We start from the raw sequence: 19,703 nt of genomic DNA on the forward strand, positions 1-19,703 counted from the left end.
AGGCTTCTTCTTCCCCATGCTCTCCATGATGGACATCCTCCCGGGGCTGAACCCCTGATCTCGAATGTCCGTCAAAGCGGATCAAGCTCACTGCTGCCCAGCGCGTGGGACCGTTGCCGGGAGGTACTGCAGCGCGCCACGCGGCCCGCGCCCCCGGATGCGACGTCCCTGCCGTCGGAGGAGGCGAGCTGGAGCGCTGACGCTCGAGCTGCATAGGCGTACGAGGGCCGCCTGGCCGGCGTGGTGTTGGGATCGAGCACCCGTGCTGGGATGGTGCTGGGATGACCCCTGCAAAACCCGCGTTTCCGCAGGTGGGAGCCCTGTACTACAGATTCCGCTTCAACGTCTGATCGCATGTATGGAGGCGGCCTGACCTGCGGGATCGCGAGTCAGGCCGTCGCGCTGTCCGCAGCAGTCCGCAGAGCGGTTCGGCCTGGCCCGGCTGCGTTGTGCATTCGGACCGCGGCAGCGGCCCGGACTCAACCGGCCGTCGCAACACCGGGGCCTGAATGATGGTAGATGCTCGTTCGGTCGCCTCGGCGTTCGCATGGCGCGTGACGCTCATGGGCGCCATGACCGCGGTCTGGCCCCGCCTCTCACCAGCTCTGCCGCCATCGAGGCGCAGGCTGCCGCCCCCTGTCCCTCTTGCGGGCTCGACCTCTTCGTCGTTCCGGTGAAGGATCGATGTCGAGGTGTCGATGAATACTGACGCATTGACGTAATGTTTGCGTCAATCCATGGTAGGGGCATGCTCTTCCCCACGCCCGCTCTCACCGCCGAGGGTCAGCGCGTTCTCGGCGAGATCGAAGATCTTCGTCGCTCGTTGCGCCTCCAGGTCCGGTCCACTCCGGTGAAGCGGACTGAAGGGTTGCGCAAGTTTTTGACTGCCGATGCGGTGGCGGCCTCCAACTCGATCGAGGGTTTCAGAGTGTCCACGGTCGACGTCGAGGACCTGCTGGAGGGCGAGCGGGATGTCGACGTCTCCGAGGAGGATCGCGAGGAGACGCTGGCCTGTCAGCGGATGATGACCTATATCCAGACGCTGCATGACGTCGCGGACTTCCGGTACAGCAAGGAGCTGCTCAATGCGCTCCACTGGATGCTGCAGGGACACCGGCACACCCCGCGGAAGCCGGCCGGGCAGTGGCGCCGTGGAGCGGTGTACGTGACAGACGCCCGCGACCCCAGCATCGCGGCATATACGGCACCGGACGCAGCCGAGGTGCCTGCGTTGACGGGTGAACTGGTCGAGTGGCTGAACGCGGACGACGGCCCGCATCCGCTGGTGCGGGCCGCCATGGCGCATCTCCACCTTGTTGCCATCCACCCATGGGCGGATGGCAACGGCCGCATGTCCCGATCTCTCCAAACGCTCATGATCGCGAGGCAGGGAGAACTGGCTCCCGAGTTCTCCTCGATCGAAGCTTGGCTGGGGCGCCCTGGCAATACCTGGGAGTACTACCGCGAGTTGCAGCGTCGGGGGGCCACCTACCGCCCCGACCAAGACGTCTCCGATTGGATCCGTTTCAACCTCACCGCTTACCACCAGCAGGTGCAGACCGTACGCGATCGCCTGGATCGTTCGAGTCGGGTGTGGCTCGTGCTGGGTGAGTTCGCGGAGGGCCGGGGGCTGGACGAGAGGGTGGTTTCCGCCCTGCACGATGTGGCGATGTCCGGGCGGGTGCGTCGTACACGCTACGAACGAACGGAGGACCTGAGCCTGCAGCGGGCCCAACGCGACCTGCGGGACCTGGTCGCGGGGGAGGTCCTGACGCCGGTCGGCCGCACCCGTGCCCGCTTCTACACCGCCGGGCCCGCCTTTCCGGGGTCGGCTCTGGAAGCGGCCCGGACGCCGTTGGCGCTGACTGATCCGTACACGGACTAAGAGCATCTCGCGACTGCCGAGTCAGTCGCGATGGGCGGTGCGGAACAGGTGCACTCGCGGCACGCGCAACTTGTTGCTCGCTCCGCTACCCATGGCCGGCGGAGCTGGACCTCGTCGTCCTCCCGGAATCAGATCGGCCGGATCTCGTACGAGACGGGCGCCGTGCCCAGCGCGCGGTGCCCGCAGCACGGGCAGGGGTAGGAGTCGCTTACCTGCGCGGTCTTCCTGCGGGCTCCGCCGGTGTGCCAGGGATTTCGCCGCCCTGGAGCCCCCGGCCAGTCCGCAGTCAGTCCGCAGGACACTCGTAAACAGCCGTCGGGAGCCAACGCGTGCCAACCGGGAAATCCCAGGTCAGAGCCCTGGGTGGGGCTCCGCCGCAGGTCAGGATCGGGCCGCAGGCATTCCGCTTCAACGTCTGAGCGTCTGGATGAGCGCCACGTCGCTCACGGGACAGACCCGCGGGTCAGAAGGGCCCGCCTCCTCGGAGGCGGGCCCTTGGCTTCTCCCCGTGCTGGGATGGTGCTGGGACAGCTGAGCATCCATCAGTCGTTCCCCTCCTGAGAGACGCCGAGAGTGGTACGTTATTAGGTACCACTTGATGGGAGAGGTCGGGACATGTCCATAACCGCGAGCGAAGCCCGCAAGGAACTCTTTCCACTGATCAAGAAGGTCAACGAGAACCACGAAGCCATCGAGATCGTCTCCAAGCACGGCAATGCCGTGCTCGTCTCGGCCGAGGATTACGCTGCGCTGCGCGAGGGCTCGTACCTGCTGCGTTCGCCGGCGAACGCTCGCCGGCTGCTCAGGGCGTACGAGAACGCCCTGGCCCACATCAACGTCTCGGAGCGCGAGCTGATCGATCCGGACTCGGCGGACGCTGGTGCGGGTGCCGGGTGAGGCTTGTCTTCGAGGATCAGGGCTGGGAGGACTACACGTCCTGGCTCAAGAACGACCGCAAGATGCTCGCCCGGATCAACAAGCTCATCGAGGACGTCAAGCGTGACCCGTTCTCAGGGATCGGCAAGCCCGAACCCTTGAAGTACCACCTGCCCGGGGCGTGGTCGCGGCGGATCGACGACGAGCACCGCCTCGTCTACCTGGTGACGGACAAGGAGATCGTCATCCTCGCTGCCCGATATCACTACTGATCGCTGAGTGCTCGGTGTGTGTGCTGGGATGCCCTCCCGTGCTGGGATGATGCTGGGATGGCCTCTGGAAGGGTCATTTCCGCAGGTCACAGCTCTGCGCTCGACGTTCCGCTTCGACATGCGATACGTACGGCGAAAGGCCGTCCGACCTGTGGTGGTGCGGGTTGGGCGGCCTGTGCCGTCCGCGCACAGGTCGCTGATCGTTGGGCCGGGGCGAGAGATCGATGGGCGCTTCCAGATGGTGGACCCACAAGCGGTGCTTGAGCCGGCGAGGCGGCGCAGGCTGAACTGGGCGCCACGGCGATCCAGCAGAGCGTCTCGGACCAGTACCTGGGCATGCGAGGCCCGACGCGTACGGGTGGGCGAGTGTTCGCGAGCCATGCCGGTGGGAGGTCGCGGTCCAGCGGCGCAGCTCGGCGGGGCCGCAGGTGGAGTGTCTGGCGCCGGTCGTCCGCGGGTGCGTACGGATGCCGACGCCGCCGGGCGCCTGGTTCCGGTACCCGCGTGCGTAGGCGTCGGACGGGCGGGCCGGGCCGGTTCAGTTCCCGAACGGGGCATCAGGGGCCGTGGTGACGCGTCACGTGCGCGGGGTCAGGCGGTGCAGCAGGGCATGGACCGTCGCGTCGTCCAGGACGGATGCCGTGCCGGGGGCCAACCGGGCCAGCAGGGATGCGAAGCGGCTGTCCGGCTGCCGGAGCCAGGGCTCGCCGCCCTCCCACAGCGCTGTTCGGAGCCGTTCCGCCGTGAGCTGCCCGTCGCCCGCCGACGCGGTGACGAGGAACCGGGCGAGGTGCCGGTCCAGCTGGGTCGGTGTCCAACGGCCCGCGGTCAGGTCGTCGGCCAGGTCCCGGGCCAGTGCACCGACGGAGGCGGCGGGCTCGGTGCGGTCGGCCCGGGTGGTGCGGTCGGTGGGGGTCGTCATGGGGCGGTGCCGTGGCCTTCTGTGAGCGCCGTGCCGCGGCGGCGGCACGGCGGATGGTGCGGGGCGGGAGTCCCCGCAGGGAACAAGAAGCGGGCGCGTGCTCCGCCGTCGCCGGCCGGAACACGCGCCCACGGCACCGGAGGCGGTACGGGTCGTCGCGGCGGGGGATTGCGCGCGACGTCCCTTCCCGGGGTCCGCCCTCGGTGTGAGGGCGGACCCCGGGACCGCGCTTCGGTGGTCGGGAGGGGTCAGCTCGCCGGCGTGGTCCGGCGGCCGGTGGAGGCGCGGAGGACCACGGCGAGAGCGACCAGGACGATGCCGAACCAGACGACGCTCGTGACGCCCACGTGGTCGGCGAACAGGCCGCCGACGAGGGCGCCCAGGGCGATGCAGGTGTTGTAGGCCATGGTGTTGAGCGACATCGCGGCCTCGAACTGCTCGGGAGCGGCCGAGAGCGTCATGTTGATCTGACTGATCTGGACGACACCGAAGGCGAGACCCCAGAGGATCATGGCGATGATCACGCCGGCCTTGTTGGCGCCGATGGCCAGCAGCAGGACGAGCGAGGCGACCATGATCAGGCCGCCCACGACGAAGCTGCCGCGGAGGCTCTTGTTGACGGTGTGTCCGCCGATGAAGTTGCCGACCGCGCCACCGATGCCGAAGACGATGAGGACGACGGTGATGAAGCCAACGGTGGCGGAGGTGCTCTCCTCCAGGTAGGGCCGGACGAACGTGTAGGCGCCGAAGTGGCCGAGGACGAAGAGCACGACCATGATCAGGACCACCCGCAGCTGCAGGTTCCTGACCGGCAGGGTGAAGACCTCGCGGACCGAGACCGCATTGGCCGAGGGCAGCGACGGGACGGTGGCGGCAACCGCGAGGAACACCACGGCGCTGAGGCCGGCCCAGATCAGGAAGGTGGTGCGCCAGTCAGTGGCACTCTCCAGCAGGGTGCCGAGCGGGATACCCACGACGGTGGCGATCGAGATGCCGGACATCACGACGGCGGCGGCCCGGTTGGCGTGCCTCTCCGGGACGATGCGCATGGCCATGGTGACCCCGATGGCCCAGAAGACACCACTGGCGAAACCCATGATCAGGCGGGTGCCCAGGATCAGCGGGTAGTTCGGGGCGATCGCGGTGACCAGGTTGCCGATGGCCAGGACGGCCAGCAGCGTGACCAGTAGTCTGCGCCGGTTGACGCGCCGGCTCCACGCCACGATGAACGGCACGCCGAGGCCGGCCGCGATGCCCTGCGCCGTGACCATGAGGCCGGCCGCGCCGACCGAGACGTCGAGGCTCTCACTGAGCGGGGTGAGCAGGCCGATCGGCATCAGTTCGGTGGTGAGGAAGACGAACAGGCTGGCCGTGATGGCGGCCACGCCCAGCCAGCCCCGGGCCGGGGACACCTGATTCTCTGCTGTGGCGGGTGGGTTGGTCTCTTCTTGAAGGCTCATGTCGTCTCTCCGGATGTGGTCAGGCGTGGGTACGCGCATGCCTCGGGCCGCCGGGATGCGGCGGGGAGCATGGCGAGGGACGGTGCGCCCGCCGTTTATCCGCTGTGTTCCTGTTTCAGAGCGGGTTCGTCGGGGACGTGCGAGACGGTGGTGCCGGGTGGGGCGGGGGAGGTCTCTTCCGGCTTCGGTCCGGGTGCGCGCGGCTGGCCGAGCACGATCGCCGCGAAGACGACGGCCATGCCGACGATCTGCAGGACGGACAGCGTCTCGTCCTTGACGACATAGCCCAGCAGCGTCGCCACGACGGGGCTGCCCAGGGCGAGGAAGGAGACCGCGACGGCGGGCAGGCGCCCGATGCCGCGGAACCAGACCATGTAGCTCAGGACCGCGCCGAACGTGATGAGGTAGGCGAACCCGATGATGTTGGAGCTGGTGAGCGTGTCGGGGAAGTCCTCCAGCGCCAGCCAGAACGGCAGCAGGACCAGACCGCCCGCCGTGAGTTGCCACCCGGTGAACGTCAGCACACCGACGCCCTCGGGCCGGCCCCACCGCTTGGTCAGCGCGATGCCCAGGGCCATGCACAGGGCTCCGCCGACCGCCGCGAGGACTCCGACGGTGTCGAGGGTCGCCGTGCCCTTGAAGACGAGCAGCACCACCCCCACGACACCCATGGCCCAGGCCAGGGCGTGGACAGCTCTGATCCTCTCGCCGAGGAAGAGAGCGGCGAGGATCACGACGAACATGGGCTGGGCCGACATGATCATGGCGGCGATGCCGCCCGGCAGCCGGTACGCCGCGAAGAAGAGCAGGAAGTTGAAGGCGCCGATGTTCAGCACGCCCAGGATCAGCGCGCGCCACCACCAGACGCCGATCGGAAGCTTCCGGCCGAGGGCCAGCAGGACCAGGCCACCGGGCAGGGCGCGCATGGTGGTCGCCAGGAGCGGACGGTCCGGTGGCAGCAGCTCGGTGGTCACCAGATAGGTGCTGCCCCAGACAGCCGGAGCCAGGCCGGTCACCGCCGCCGTGAGTACGTTCTGTCTGCTCTTCATCTCGCCTCGAATCCCGTAGGAGTCACCAGGGCTCCCGACGTCCGAACAGCCCGCTCAGTCGAAGATCGGGTCGCGGTCACGACCACGCTTCAGCTCGAAGAAGCCGTCGACGCTCGCCACGGCCAGCACGCCGTCCCACAGAGTTCCGGCCGCCTCGCCCCGAGGTGCGGGGGTGAGCACGGGGCCGAAGAACGCCAGCGGCTTCCCGTCCGCGCCGGGTACGTGGATGACGGGCGTGCCGACCTCGGAGCCCACCGGATCCATCCCCTGGTGGTGCTCGGTGCGCAGCGGCTCGTCCCAGGAGGTGTCGTCCGCGGCCTCGATGAGGTCGGCGGGCAGACCCGCCTCGGCCAGGGCGGCGCGGATCATGTCGGGGCCGAGCCCGGCCCTGTCGTGGTGGATCAGCCGGCCCATCGCGTTGTAGAGGGGACGCAGCACCTCGTTGCCGTGCCGCTGCTGTGCCGCGACGCACACACGCACGCAGGCCCAGCCGTCGATCATGCCCTGGCGGTACTTCTCCGGGACCTCACGGCCCTCGTTGAGGACCGACAGGCTCATGATGTGGAACCGGGTCTCCAGCGGCCGGACCTGCTCCACCTCCAGCATCCAGCGTGAGGTGATCCACGCCCAGGGGCAGCGGGGGTCCACCCAGATGTCGGCGATGGTCGTCTCGGAACGCGGTGGCGTGGTGCTCATGGCGGTCGCTTCGTCCTTTCGATGTCGCTGCACGAAGGCGCGCGAGGGCATGCCTCGGCGGGTGTGCGCCCAGGTGAGGGAGGGGGAAGTCCGGGAACGGTTTCCGGGCACGCCGGAGGGGCCCCGATCACGGGCTCGTCCGGCGGAATCGGCCCGGGGGCGTTCCTGCCGTGCGCGGTCGTCACCAGTGTCGGGCCAGAGGTATCCATCAGTCCAACACATGCTTGTCACCTGATGGATCTCGTATCACGATGGATCCATGGAGCTCCAGCAGATGCGGTACGTGATCGCGGTGGCCGAGACGAACAACTTCACGAGGGCCGCCCAACGCTGCCTGGTGGTCCAGTCCGCGCTCAGCCACCAGATCGCGCGCCTGGAGAAGGAACTGGGTGCGAGGCTCTTCGAACGCACCAGCCGCCGGGTCCGGCTGACCCCGGCGGGCGCGGCCTTCCTGCCCGCGGCCCGCCAGTGCCTGGACGCGGCGGAGCGGGCCGCCGCCGAGGTCGCAGCGGCCGTCGGGGAGGTGCGCGGACGCCTCGCGGTGGGGCTGATCCCCACCGTCGCGGCCGTGGACATTCCCGCTGTCCTCCGGGACTTCCACCAGCGCCATCCGAAGGCCCGGATCAGCCTCAGCGTGGGAGCGAGCGACGAGCTCGTCGAGCGGGTCAGGGAGGGCGAGATCGAGGTGGCCTTTCTCGGCATCCCCGTCACGGCCCGCCCCCGGGGCGTCAAGGCCCGGGAGCTGGCCCGGGAGCGGCTGGTCGCCGTGGTCTCCCCGGACCACCCGCTCGCCGGCGAGTCCTCGGTCGACCTCCGCCGGCTGTCCTCGGAGGTGTTCGTGGACCTCCCGGCGAAGACCGCCGGCCGGGCCCAGTCCGATCTGGCCTTCACCGCCGCCGGCCTCACCCGCGAGGTCGCCTTCGAGGTGACCAACGCGGACTACCTGGTCCGTCTGGTCGGCGCGGGCCTGGGCGTGGCCCTGCTCCCGCCCGCGTACGTCGAGGGCCTGGCCGGGATGGCCACGATCGAGGTCACGGACGCACCGGCCCGCGCCGAGTACGTGATCTGGGGCGGGGAGAGCCGTACCCCGGCGGCCGCGGCCTTCCTGGAGCTGTTGGGCATCGAGGAGGAGTGAACGCAGGCGCGCGCGGACGAGCCGGGGCAGCCCCCACCCGATGCGGGCGGAGGGCTGCCCCGGCTCGTCCCCGACCGTTGCGCAGGGGCTCAGGTCCGGGCCGCCGGGGCACGTGCGGTCAGGCCGGAGCCGAGCAGCGCGCGGTGGATCTCCGAGGTCGCCGTGGACCGGTTGAGCGTGATGTAGTGCAGGCCGGGAACGCCCTCGGCGAGCAGCCGCTCGGCCATGGCCACCGCGAAGTCGACGCCGATCCGCCGGCCTGCCGGCCCGCCGACCGCCGCCTCCAGTCGCCGGGCCAGGTCCTCCGGGAACGTGGCCCCGCTCAGCTCGGCGAACCGGGCGATCTGCCGGACGTCCGTGGCGGGCATGATCGCGGGGATGATGGGGATGTCGCATCCCGCCGCCACGACCCGGTCCCGCAGCCGTAGGTAGTCCTCGGCCCGGAAGAACATCTGGGTGACCGCATAGTCCGCGCCCGCACGGCACTTGGCCACGAAGTGCCGGACGTCGGACTCCCAATCCAGGGAGCGCGGATGGCGCTCGGGGAATGCGGCCACGCCGACGCTGAACCCACCCGATTCCCGCACCAGCCGGACCAGCTCCCAGGCGTGGGAGAAGCCGCTCGGGTGCTGGATCCAGGGCGCGTTCGGGTCGCCCGGCGGGTCCCCGCGCAGGGCCAGGACGTCCCGGACGCCGGCGTCCGCGTACTGGCCGATCACGTGCCGCAGTTCGGCGACCGAGTGCGCCACCGCCGTCAGGTGGGCCACCGGGCGCAGGGTGGTCTCCGCCGCGATCCGCTTCGTCAGCTCGACCGTGCGATCCCGGGACGATCCCCCGGCCCCGTAGGTGACCGAGACGAAGCTCGGGGTGAAAACCTCGATCCGGCGGATCGCCTCCCACAGGGCGGCTGCGCCCGCCTCCGTCCGGGGCGGGAAGAACTCGAAGGAGAACGAGAGGGTCCCGGTGGCGAGGAGCTCGCGCAGCTCCGTCACGCGGACTCCCCGGGCCATACTCCGATGTCCGCCGCGGCCTCGGCCCCGTAGGCCCGCTGTATGCGCTCCGACAGGTCCCGGGGAAGCAGCTTGTACTCCTGGGTGCCGAAGGACTCGAGAACGATCGTGGCCACGGCACAGCCCAGTTGGGCCGCGCGGCGGTGGGGCAGCCCCCGGGACAGGCCCGCGAGGAAGCCGGCCCGGAAGGCGTCGCCCACGCCGGTGGGGTCGGTGGGCCGGTCCGTCGTGACGGCGGGCACGTGCTCGGCCGGCCCGCCGGCGGTCAGGATCGAGACCCCGTCAGCGCCCCGGGTGACGATCCACACGCCGACGCGCGCCAGCACCTCGGCCTCGCTCCACCCGGTCCGCTGCCGCAGCAGCGCGCTCTCGTACGCGTTGGTGAAGAGGAACCGAGCCCCGTTCACGAGCAGCCGGGTCGACTCCTCGTCGAGCCGCGCCAGTTGCTGCGAGGGGTCGGCCGCGACCGGGATGCCGGCGGCATGCGCCGCCCTGGTGTGGCGGACCATCGCCTCCGGCACGTCGGGGGCGACCAGGACGAGGTCGAGGTCGCCGACGCGGTCCACGACCTCGGCCAGGTCGATCTCCTGGGCCTCCACCATGGCGCCCGGGTAGAAGGAGGCGATCTGGTTGTGGTCGACGTCGGTCGTGCACATGAAGCGGGCGGTGTGGTGCGTGGTGCTGAGCCGGACCGATCCGGTGTCCACACCGGAGGCGCGCAGCCGGCCGTCGTACTCGGCGAAGTCCGTGCCGGCGGCGCCGACCAGCACCGGGCCCAGCCCGAGCCGGCCCAGCCCGAAGCAGATGTTCGCGGCAACGCCGCCCCGGCGCACCTGAAGGTCATCCACGAGGAACGACAGGGAGATCGTCGCCAGGCGCTCGGGGATGATCTGCTCGGCGAAGCGCCCGGGGAAGGTCGCCAGGTGGTCGGTGGCGATGGATCCAGTGACGGCGATGTCCATGATCACATCCCAGCGGCCGCGCGGAGGGCCTCGGCGCGGTCGGTGCGCTCCCAGGTGAAGTCGGGCAGCTCACGGCCGAAGTGGCCGTAGGCGGCGGTCTGGGCGTAGATCGGGCGGAGCAGGTCGAGGTCGCGGATGATCGCGGCCGGGCGGAGGTCGAAAACCTCCGTGATGGCGTTCTGGATCCTGGACACGTCGGTCTTGGCGGTGCCGAAGGTCTCGACGAACAGACCGACGGGCTCGGCCTTGCCGATCGCGTAGGCGACCTGGACCTCGCAGCGTGCGGCGAGACCGGCGGCCACCACGTTCTTGGCGACCCAGCGCATCGCGTACGCGGCGGAGCGGTCGACCTTGGACGGGTCCTTGCCCGAGAAGGCGCCGCCGCCGTGCCGGGCCATGCCGCCGTAGGTGTCGATGATGATCTTGCGGCCGGTCAGGCCGGCGTCGCCCATCGGGCCGCCGATCTCGAAGCGGCCGGTCGGGTTCACCAACAGCCGGTAGCCCTCGGTGTCCAGCTTGATGCCGTCCTCCACCAGGCCTGCCAGCGCGTACTCCACCACGTGCTCGCGGATGTCGGGGGTCAGCAGGGCGTCGAGGTCGATGCCGCTCGCGTGCTGCGAGGAGACCACCACCGTGTCCAGCCGGACCGCCTTGTCACCGTCGTACTCGATGGTCACCTGGGTCTTGCCGTCGGGGCGCAGGTACGGGACCGTCCCGTCCTTGCGGACCTCGGCGAGCCGGCGCGACAGCCGGTGCGCCACCTCGATCGGCAGCGGCATCAGGTTCGGGGCCTCGTCGCAGGCGTAGCCGAACATCAGGCCCTGGTCGCCCGCGCCCTGCTTGTCGAGCTCGTCCTCATCGCCCTCGACCCGCTTCTCGTACGCGGTGTCGACACCCTGTGCGATGTCGGGCGACTGGGCGCCGATCGACACCGAGACGCCACAGGAAGCACCGTCGAAGCCCTTCGTGGACGAGTCGTAGCCGATCTCCAGGACGGCCTCACGCACCAGCGCGGGGATGTCGGCCCAGGCGGATGTGGTCACCTCGCCGGCCACATGCACCTGGCCGGTGGTGATCAGGGTTTCCACCGCCACCCGGGAGCGCGGGTCCTGGGCCAGCAGGGCGTCGAGGACGGTGTCGCTGATCCGGTCGGCGATCTTGTCGGGATGGCCCTCGGTCACCGACTCGGAGGTGAACAGACGTTGGGACACGGCGTAGCGCTCCTGTCGTACGGACGTGCGTGGATGGACCGGCGCGGCCTGAGGCCACCGGGGCCTCCCCGATGGGGGGAGGCCCCGGTGGGTGTCCGGGATCAGGACAGGCGGTGCACGGTGAACTCGACCTGCACGTCGAAGACGGGCCGGGTGGTGGAAAAGACCACCTCGTGGTCGAAGCCCTCGTCGGCCACCAGCTTCTCGAAGTACTCCACGTCACCCATGGTGCTGAAGAAGAGGATCACGCGGCCCTTCTCCGTCAGGTGGGCGCGGGCCTCGCGGAAGAAGCGGGTCAGTGCCTGGTAGCCGGCGTCGGTACCCGCGACGTCCGCGTAGTCGGTGGCGGCGAACCACTGGAACGGCGGGTTGAAGACGATCAGGTCGAAGCGGCCCTCGACCGAACGGAAAACGTCGCTCTCGCGCGACTCGACGCGGTCGGCGACCCCGTTCAGCTCCGCGTTGACACGGACGGCGGCCACGGCGTGCGGGTTGAGGTCCACCGCCAGGACATCGGCGCCCTTCTTGGCCGCGATCAGGGCCAGCGAACCGCTGCCGGTGCCCATGTCGAGGACCCGGTCACCCGGTTCGACCTCGGCGAAGACCGCGCCGCCGAGCATCGGGGACACGGGGCAGGGGGTCATGACCTGCGAGGGGACCCGCAGGGTCAGGCCCAGGAACGGGTGGGTCTGCTCGCCTTCCTCGCCGCTGCCCTGCGAGGTCATGGCCTGGCGCAGTTCCTTGATCTCCTTCACCCGCTCCGGGGAGACGAGCGGGCGGTAGGACTCGGCTTCGGACGTGGACTGGTGGTCGAGCTTCGTCATGGTGTCGTATCCATTCGTGTGTGGTGGGCGAGGGAACGCGTTCAGTCGGTGGGCGTCTGTCGGACGGACCGGGACCCGGCCCGGAGCTGGGCGTGCGCCGCGGCCAGTCGGCCGCCGACCTCGGCCGTGCTGATGAGCACGGCCATGTTGGCTTTGGACGAGCGGCCTTCCGTAGCCGCGTCCACCGCACGCATCAGGTACTTCGTGATCGCCTGGCCCCGGATGCCGTCCCGGTCGGCGGCGGCCATGGCCACGGTGATCGCGGCGTCGACCTCATCGCTGTCGATCGCCTCCTCCGGCCGGACCGGCGTGGTGATCAGGAACGAGCTGTTGTTGCCCAGCGCCCAGTGGTTCTCGATCGACCGGGCGATCACCGCGTCGTCGTCCAGCCGCATCGGGCTGCGGAAACCGCTGGACACGCAGTAGAAGGCGGGGAAGTCGTCCGACCGGTACGAGACCACCGGTACGCACTGGGTCTCCAGGTACTCGAGCGTCAGGCCGAGGTCCAGGATCTTCTTCCCGCCGGCACACACGACCGCGACCTTGGAGCGCGTGAACTGGATCAGGTCGGAGGACACGTCCATGGTCCTGTCCGCGCCCCGGTGCACTCCGCCGATGCCGGCCGAGGAGAAGAACGGAATACCCGCGAGTTCGGCCGCCACCACGGAGGAGGCGACCGTCAGCGCGCCCATCCGGCCCTGTGCCAGGACGATGGGCATGTCCCGGCTGCTGACCTTGGGGATGCCCGGCGTCGAGGCGAACCGGTCGATGTCGGCGTCGGTCATGCCGACCACGATCCTGCCGCTCTCCACAGCGATCGTGGCCGGGACCGAGCCACCCGCCCGGACGGCCTCCTCGACCTTCCGGGCGGTCGCGGCGTTGTCCGGGTACGGCAGGCCGTGGGTGATGACGTTGGACTCCAGCGCCACCACCGGGCGGCCTTCGTGGAGCGCGTCGGCCACCTCGGCACTGAAGACGAGCGGGATGTCCTGGTGGGGAAGAGGGGCCGTAGTAGTCACAGCCGTCCTTTCAGCGGGTGTCGGGGCCGTAGTTCGGTACCTTGCCGAGGATGTGTCTGCGGTTGACGATCTCCGGGATGTAGACCTCCTCGTTCCAGAGCTCCTTGTCGATCGACTCGACCGCGATCGACACCACCCCCTCGTCGCAGCCGAAGGCATCGGTGACCGCCTTGGTCACCGCCGACACCAGATCGGACTGCTGCGCCTCGCTGAGCGGCATCGGAAAGTGCTTGATGTTGACGTGGGGCATGACGGTGTCCTTCCGGATGTTCAGGCGCCGGCGGATGGCCGTCGCGAGCTCGTCGATGTCCGGTGTTCTGAGCAGGGAGTAGTGGTCGCCCTCCAACTCGACGACGGTCGGCGGGGCGGAGGAGTAGCCACTGCTGCCGTCGAGGAACGAGTACTCGTCCCCCTGCGCCTTGAAGATGGTGATGGGCGCCGAGATCCGTCGCTCCCGCAGTTCGCGGAAGGTGTAGCTGAACTCGAAGGTCGTCCCGACGACCTGGATGATCCGGCGCACCAGGTCGATGTCGAGGTTCGGGAGGTTCTCGCTGATGAAGCCGGCGAAACTCTCGTCGTCCTTGACCACGGCCAGGCACTTGTCCAGCAGGGGACCGCTGATCATGCCGGTGAAGACGGAGAAGAGGATCGTCACGTAGGCCCTGTTGGCGAAGGTGGCGACACGCTCCTCGCCGGCCGCGCTGTCCGTGCGGACCTTGGGCGAGCCGGGGGCGATCAGGAAGACATGGTCGACGGTGTGGCCGGCCTCCTCCAGCTGGTACGCGGTCTCGAAGGCGACCCGGGCTCCGAAGGAGTAGCCCCACACCGTGTAGGGCCCCTCCGGCTGCCGGCTCGTGATGGCCTTCAGGTCCTCGGCCGCCATCTCCCGGATCGTCCGGTACGGGGCCTCGCCCGGGTTGATCCCGTACGCCTGCACCCCGAGGAACGGCCGGTCCGTGCCCAGCCGCTCGCCCAGGAGCCGCAGGTTCATCGGGTAGCCGCCCAGACCGGGCCAGCAGTGGATGGGGCGTCCGGAGCCCTCCTGCTGCAAGGGGACCAGGCGCGAGGTGTCGCTCGTCGACTCGCCGACGATCCGGCGGGCCAGCCCCTCCACGGTCGGCGAGGTGAATATGACCTCGAGCGGCAGGTCGGCCCCGAACGTCCGGTTGATCCGGTTGATCAGGCCGACGGCGAGCAGCGAGTTGCCGCCGCAGGCGAAGAAGTTGTCCTGCACGGAGACGCTCTCCTGCTTCATCACCTGCTTCCACAGCCCGGCCACCCGGCGTTCGGTCTCGTTCCGGGGGGCCACGAAGGGACGATCGGCCGCCCCCACGTCCACCTTGTCCGAGACGGCGAGAGCCTTGAGGTCGATCTTGCCGTTGGCGGTGATCGGCAGAGCGTCGAGGACGACGACCTTGTTCGGGATCATGTAGTCCGGCAGGTAGTTGACCAGGTCGTCGCGGATCAGCTCTGCGGGCCCCCGCATGTGGACCACGTCCTCCCGCATGCCTTCGTGCCGCCGCTGCTCCTGGCTCACCCGGCCGCCGACGAAGAAGTACGAGGCGCCGCCGGGCCGGCCGATCTCGCGCAGGATGCCGTCGATCCGCCGGGCGGAGGGCAGGTCGTCGCCGCCCTGCGAGCTGTAGCCCGAGGACATGAAGCCGATGTCGAGGTCGTTCATCGACAGGCGCTGGAGCGTGCGGCCGAGATCGATGTAGCGCCGCCACTCCTGTGGGCCGCGGCTGATCACCGAGATGCCGAAGCCCGCCCGGTCGTAGACCGCCTGGTTGATCGCGATGACGTGCTTGCGCAGGATCAGGTCGCGGGAGACGGGGCGGATCCGGTCGCCCTCGTAGACGTACTGTCCGGCCGGCCGGTCCAGCCCCTTGCCCGGATGGATCTGGACGTACAGGTCGATGTCCTCGTCCGTGCGGGGGCCCCGGTAGGGCACCCAGTCGAAGGCGCCGAGGTAGTGGTCCTCGTCGGCGACCCGCAGCCCGGCCTTGGCCTCCGGGACGAACGGGGCGGCTTCGATGTCGAGGCCGTACAGGGGCAGGACCTCTTCCAGGAGTCCGACCATGTGGCCCGCCTCGATCTCCAGGACCTCCCTGATGTTCTTCTTGTAGACGGGCTCGATGGCACCGCGGCGGCCCAGGAAGTGGGCCCGGATCCGGGGAACGCCGGCCACGGCCTCTGTCTCAGGGGGCTCGGAGATCAGCACCAGCTGGTGGTTGATCGGGTGGTGGTAGTGGATGCCCGGGGGGATTCCCGGGAAGCCGGTGATCTCCAGGTACAGCTGGGTGGCGTAGAGGGAACCGGGCGAGGCGTAGGCGTACTTGGGGAGCAGCCGCTCCGGGCTCAGGTGCTGCCCGAGGTTGCGCAGGATCGCACCGAGTCCGTCGGTGCCCAGCTCCGCGAGCTCCCGCCCGCGCAGGGCTGCGGGCCGGCGGGACAGCAGCTTCAGCAGGTCGGCCTCCGACACCGGAGCGCCGCCCTCATAGAAGCGGTAGGTCTTGCGGGCGAAGGCGCGGCTGCGCTGGGTCGGCGTGGCGGTCCGGCCGGGCAGGCCGAGGGCGGGCAGGCCGGCGAGCTCGGCGGCGGACCGTATGCCAGGGTTCGACAACTGGGCCTTGACCTGGAGCTTGCTCTCCTTGGACTGGTGGTGCGCACCGTGGCTTCCCTGGTCCATCAGGGCGGCTTCCTTCGGGTCGAGTTCGACGCAGGCGATCAGGTTCTGGAAGCCTGTCCTCGGGTCGCTCTTGACCAGCACGGCCGCGTGCCGGACCCAGTCGTGGGTCTCGATGGCAAGTCTGATCTCGTCGAGCTCCACACGGAACCCGCGCAGCTTGACCTGGTTGTCGGCGCGGCCGGTGAACTGGACCGTGCCGTCGGCGTTCCAGCAGGCCAGGTCCCCGGTCCGGAAGAGCCGCCCGGGACCGAACGGGTTGTCCGTGAAGCGCTGCTCGGTCAGGTCAGGCCGGTGCAGGTAGCCGCGCGCGACCTGGACACCGCCGATGTACAGCTCGCCGACCTCGCCCACTGCCAGTTCGGTGCGGTCGGGGCCGAGGATGTGGTACTCGGTGGAGTCGGCCGGGGCACCGATGGAGATCGAGTTGGGGCCGTCGCCGACGGTGGACTCGGCCACGGTGAAGGACGACGAGTTGATCGTGCACTCGGTCGGCCCGTAGAGGTTGATCAGGTCGCATCCGGGGAGGGTCTCCAGGCAGGTACGGGCCAAGGGCTTGGAGAGGGCCTCGCCGCCCGTGAAGATGTGCTCCAGTGAGACGCAGGAGTCGAACCCCTCCGTGTCCAGCAGCGCTTGGAGCAGGGTCGGGACGCACTGGAGGGTGGTCACGGCATGGGTCTTGATCGCGTGCACCAGCCGTTCGGTGTCCCGGTGGACGCCGGCGCCGCCGATCACGACGACGGAACCGATGGCCGGGGCGAGGATCTCCCACTGGGCGGCGTCGAAGCTGACCGGCGTCTTCTGCAGGATGACCCGGGTGCGGTCGATGCCGTGGGCAGTCCGCAGCCAGGACATCTGATGGGCGATGCTCCGGTGCTCGATCATGACGCCCTTGGGTCGGCCGGTGCTGCCCGAGGTGTAGATGACGTAGGCCAATGAGTCGGGGGCGATGCCGACGTCGGCGCCGGGGTCCTTGTGTGCGTCATCGACCCGGACGATCACGGTGTCCGCAGGGGCCAGCGCGGCCAGGCGTTCGATGAGGTGGCCCTGGGCGACGATCACCTTCGCGCCTGAGTGCTCGATCATGTAGCGCAGGCGCTCTTCGGGGTACTCCGGGGCGAGCGGCAAGTAGGCACCGCCCGCGAACAGGATGCCCCACACCCCGGTCATCAGATCGGACGAGGGCTCGATGAACAGACCCACGCACTGGTCGGCGCTCACGCCGAGGCCCCGCAAGTGGCCGGCCAGCCCTCGGCTTCGCCCCACCAGTTCGGCGAAGGTCACGTGTTCGTCTCCGCTGATCACCGCCGTGTCGTCCGGGCGTTCGGCGGCCGTGCGCAGGAGCAGTTCGGGCAACGACGGACGGGTGGCCGGGGTCCGGTCAGACGCGTCGGTGATCATGTGAGTCCCCCCAGGGTGTGCGTGTGTGCCGTGTAGTGGGCGGGTTCCGGCGGTGACCGCACGTGACGGACACCCGGCCGATGTGGGGACCAGCCGAGTGTTCCGTGGCCGTGCGGAGGTGCTGACGGGTGGTCACCGGTCCGCTACGGCTGTCCGGCCCCTTCGCAGAGCGTCGGCGACCTCGATCATGCGGCGGGTCTGGTAGGCGATGGCGGCGAGGTTGTCCTCGGTGACGTTCTCCGCCAGCCGGCCCGGAATCGCCTGCCGACCGGAGACGGAGCTGACGCCATAGGGGTTGCCGTTGCTGGGCGCCGTCATGATGGCGTCGGTGACGCCGGGCGGCACGATGATTCCGCCCCAGTGGTAGAAGACGGTGTTCAGCGACAGGATCGTCGCTTCCTGGCCGCCGTGCGGGGCGCCCGTCGAGGTGAACGACGACATGACCTTGCCCGACAGGCCCCCGCGCGCGTTGATGGGCCAGGCGAGGTCGATGAAGTGCTTGAGCGGTGCGGCGATCATGCCGAACCGGCCGGGGCCGCCGAGCAGGATCGCGTCGGCCCAGTCGAGGTCATCGGCGGCGGCGGTAGGAATGTCCGCGGTGGCCTCGGCGTTCTCGCGCCACGCCTCGGTCCACTCGGTGAATTCGGGGGCCAGGGACGCCTCGACGTACTCGGGGACCCGGCGCAGCCGCACATCGGCGCCAGTCTTCGCGGCGGCCTCCTCGGCGGCCACGGCGAGCTTGTGGATGTTGCCGGTGCCCGAGTAGTAAACGATCGAGATCTTCGTCGTCGACGAGATTGTGCCGGCGGTGGACACGGGAGTGCTCCTTAGTGCGATGGTCGAAGCGCCGGAGGGGCGAGATCCCGGAGGTGCGGAGCCTCGCCCGCTCCGACGGGGAGGGCGCTCACGCCGGGGTGTCGGTCCCGAAGTAGCGGTCGCCGAAATCGCCGATGCCGGGAAGCATGAACGCGTGCTCGTTGAGACGCTCCTCGATGGAGGAGGTCACGATCCGCACCCCGGGGTGACGGTCGTGGACGACCTTGATCCCTTCGGGGGAGGAGAGCAGGTTCACGAAGACGATGTGCTCTTCGGGCACGCCGTGATCGAGCAGTACGCCGATCGCGGACAGCGCCGTGCCGCCGGTGGCGAGCATGGGGTCGAGGAGCAGCACGTGGCCCCGGCCGATGCCGGCGGGCAGCGCCGCGTAGTGCAGGTGCGGGAGTTTGGTGACCTTGTCCCGCTGGATCAGGATCTTGCCCAGGCGGGTCTCCGGCGCCATCACGCGCAGCTCGGACTCCATGCTGTCGCCGGCTCGGGCGATGGAGACGCCGTAGACCTGGGAGGCCAGGGAGAGGCCGTGGTAGGTCCGGCCGACCGGGGTACGGACATCGCGGGGCTCGTAGGGGAGCAGGTCCAGCGCGGCGTCGAGGAGTCCGCGGATGATCCGGTTGGCGGCGGGGACGAAGTCCTCCCGTGTGGCCTCGTGGTCGCGGACGATCGAGTGCAGGGCGCGCAGCCGGTTGGTCTGGGGCAGGAGGTGGGTCACGCTTCGGAGCGGCTCGGTTCGCGTGGTCATCAGGACTGGCTCCGTCCGTCCTGTGCGGCGACTCGGTCGAAGGCGGCGCGTGCCTCCTGCACGAAGGTGCGCACCTTCTGGCGGTCCTTGCGCCGGGTGGTGGGGTCCTCCAGGCCGGTGTGCGAGTCCACGGCGGCGGGGCGGACGGCCTCGATGGCCGCCGCGACGTTCTCCGGGGTGAGCCCGCCGGCCAGCATGAGGGGCTTGGGCGAGATCCGGACGAGTTCGGCGCTGACGGCCCAGTCGTGGGTCAGCCCGGTCGCCCCCTTGGCGCCGGTGGCCGGGTTGAAGCTGTCGGTGATGAACATGTCGATCCACTCGGCGGAGGTCTCGACGACCTTGCGGAGCTCGTCGATGTTGTCCGTCTTCACCACGAGGCTCTTGAGGACGTAGAGGTCCGGGGCCAAGGTGCGCAGCCGACGCAGCTCGGCGGGGGTCACGTCGCCGTGGAGCTGGATCGCGCCGACGCCCATCTCGGCGCAGAAGGCGGCGATTTCGTGGGCATCGGTCAGGTAGGTGATGATGACGCCCTTGTTGTCGGGCTGGATCGCCTTGACGATGGCGGCGGCCTCGGCCTCCGACAGGTCCTCGTTCTTGGCGGGTAGACGCAGGGCGAAGCCGAGCCAGTCCGCGCCCTCTTCGATGATGAGGTCGGCCTCGGACTGGTCGATGATGCCCGCGACCTGGATCAAGCCGTACATGTCTGCCTCCTTGGCCGC

Annotated in this window: 17 protein-coding genes; 4 read left to right on the top strand and 13 right to left on the bottom strand. The window is 69.6% G+C overall.

Annotation, left to right across the window (positions count from 1 at the left end):
* Positions 1-748: 748 nt before the first annotated feature.
* From ACGF2Y_RS34185 to ACGF2Y_RS34195, 3 genes are all read left to right on the top strand, one after another.
* Positions 749-1,885 (top strand): Fic family protein, encoded by a 1,137-nt coding sequence (locus ACGF2Y_RS34185; protein ID WP_392955462.1) that lies wholly within the window; start codon positions 749-751, stop codon positions 1,883-1,885.
* A gap of 615 nt (positions 1,886-2,500) precedes the next feature.
* Positions 2,501-2,782 (top strand): type II toxin-antitoxin system Phd/YefM family antitoxin, encoded by a 282-nt coding sequence (locus tag ACGF2Y_RS34190; protein WP_392955464.1) that lies wholly within the window; start codon positions 2,501-2,503, stop codon positions 2,780-2,782.
* Entirely contained in the window at positions 2,779-3,033 is a 255-nt protein-coding gene (locus ACGF2Y_RS34195) for a Txe/YoeB family addiction module toxin (RefSeq protein WP_094791641.1), read from the top strand. The genes ACGF2Y_RS34190 and ACGF2Y_RS34195 overlap by 4 nt, the downstream gene beginning before the upstream one ends.
* A gap of 577 nt (positions 3,034-3,610) precedes the next feature.
* Here ACGF2Y_RS34195 and ACGF2Y_RS34200 read toward each other — a convergent pair.
* From ACGF2Y_RS34200 to ACGF2Y_RS34215, 4 genes are all read right to left on the bottom strand, one after another.
* Entirely contained in the window at positions 3,611-3,955 is a 345-nt protein-coding gene (locus tag ACGF2Y_RS34200) for a hypothetical protein (protein WP_392955466.1), read from the bottom strand.
* A gap of 248 nt (positions 3,956-4,203) precedes the next feature.
* On the bottom strand, positions 4,204-5,415 hold the full coding sequence (locus ACGF2Y_RS34205) for an MFS transporter (protein ID WP_392955467.1): 1,212 nt from the start codon (positions 5,413-5,415) through the stop codon (positions 4,204-4,206).
* Positions 5,416-5,510: 95 nt separating this feature from the next.
* Positions 5,511-6,464, bottom strand: coding sequence for an EamA family transporter (locus ACGF2Y_RS34210; protein ID WP_392955469.1), 954 nt, complete (start codon positions 6,462-6,464; stop codon positions 5,511-5,513).
* Between the two features lie 54 nt (positions 6,465-6,518).
* Positions 6,519-7,160 carry a disulfide bond formation protein DsbA gene (locus ACGF2Y_RS34215; protein WP_392955471.1) on the bottom strand — a complete coding sequence of 214 codons (642 nt, stop codon included), beginning with the start codon at positions 7,158-7,160 and terminating at the stop codon, positions 6,519-6,521.
* A 259-nt stretch (positions 7,161-7,419) separates the two neighbouring features.
* Here ACGF2Y_RS34215 and ACGF2Y_RS34220 point away from each other — a divergent pair, with 259 nt between their 5' ends.
* The gene (locus tag ACGF2Y_RS34220) at positions 7,420-8,295 is read left to right on the top strand and encodes a LysR family transcriptional regulator (protein WP_392955472.1); all 876 of its coding nucleotides are present in this window, start codon (positions 7,420-7,422) and stop codon (positions 8,293-8,295) included.
* Between the two features lie 89 nt (positions 8,296-8,384).
* Here the strand turns inward: ACGF2Y_RS34220 and metF are convergent, their stop codons facing one another.
* From metF to ACGF2Y_RS34265, 9 genes are all read right to left on the bottom strand, one after another.
* Positions 8,385-9,287 (bottom strand): methylenetetrahydrofolate reductase [NAD(P)H], encoded by a 903-nt coding sequence (gene metF / locus ACGF2Y_RS34225; protein ID WP_392955473.1) that lies wholly within the window; start codon positions 9,285-9,287, stop codon positions 8,385-8,387.
* The gene (locus ACGF2Y_RS34230) at positions 9,284-10,267 is read right to left on the bottom strand and encodes a carbohydrate kinase family protein (protein WP_392955475.1); all 984 of its coding nucleotides are present in this window, start codon (positions 10,265-10,267) and stop codon (positions 9,284-9,286) included. The genes metF and ACGF2Y_RS34230 overlap by 4 nt, the downstream gene beginning before the upstream one ends.
* A 2-nt stretch (positions 10,268-10,269) precedes the next feature.
* On the bottom strand, positions 10,270-11,478 hold the full coding sequence (metK, locus tag ACGF2Y_RS34235; protein ID WP_392955477.1) for a methionine adenosyltransferase: 1,209 nt from the start codon (positions 11,476-11,478) through the stop codon (positions 10,270-10,272).
* A gap of 101 nt (positions 11,479-11,579) precedes the next feature.
* On the bottom strand, positions 11,580-12,302 hold the full coding sequence (locus ACGF2Y_RS34240; RefSeq protein ID WP_392955479.1) for a HemK2/MTQ2 family protein methyltransferase: 723 nt from the start codon (positions 12,300-12,302) through the stop codon (positions 11,580-11,582).
* Between the two features lie 41 nt (positions 12,303-12,343).
* Complete coding sequence (locus tag ACGF2Y_RS34245) at positions 12,344-13,321, bottom strand: pseudouridine-5'-phosphate glycosidase (protein WP_392955481.1); 978 nt, start codon at positions 13,319-13,321, stop codon at positions 12,344-12,346.
* 10 nt (positions 13,322-13,331) lie between these two features.
* The gene (locus tag ACGF2Y_RS34250) at positions 13,332-17,408 is read right to left on the bottom strand and encodes an amino acid adenylation domain-containing protein (protein ID WP_392955483.1); all 4,077 of its coding nucleotides are present in this window, start codon (positions 17,406-17,408) and stop codon (positions 13,332-13,334) included.
* Positions 17,409-17,540: 132 nt separating this feature from the next.
* A complete protein-coding gene (locus ACGF2Y_RS34255) occupies positions 17,541-18,224 on the bottom strand; it encodes an NAD(P)H-dependent oxidoreductase (protein ID WP_392955485.1) in 684 nt (227 codons plus the stop codon).
* Between the two features lie 88 nt (positions 18,225-18,312).
* Positions 18,313-18,984: a uracil phosphoribosyltransferase gene (gene upp, locus ACGF2Y_RS34260; RefSeq protein WP_392955487.1), complete on the bottom strand. Its 672-nt coding sequence runs from the start codon at positions 18,982-18,984 to the stop codon at positions 18,313-18,315.
* Entirely contained in the window at positions 18,984-19,685 is a 702-nt protein-coding gene (locus tag ACGF2Y_RS34265; protein WP_392955489.1) for a phosphoribosylanthranilate isomerase, read from the bottom strand. The genes upp and ACGF2Y_RS34265 overlap by 1 nt, the downstream gene beginning before the upstream one ends.
* Between the last annotated feature and the right edge of the window lie 18 nt (positions 19,686-19,703).

The organism is Streptomyces sp. NPDC048142, from assembly GCF_043202835.1.
GTDB lineage: Bacteria > Actinomycetota > Actinomycetes > Streptomycetales > Streptomycetaceae > Streptomyces.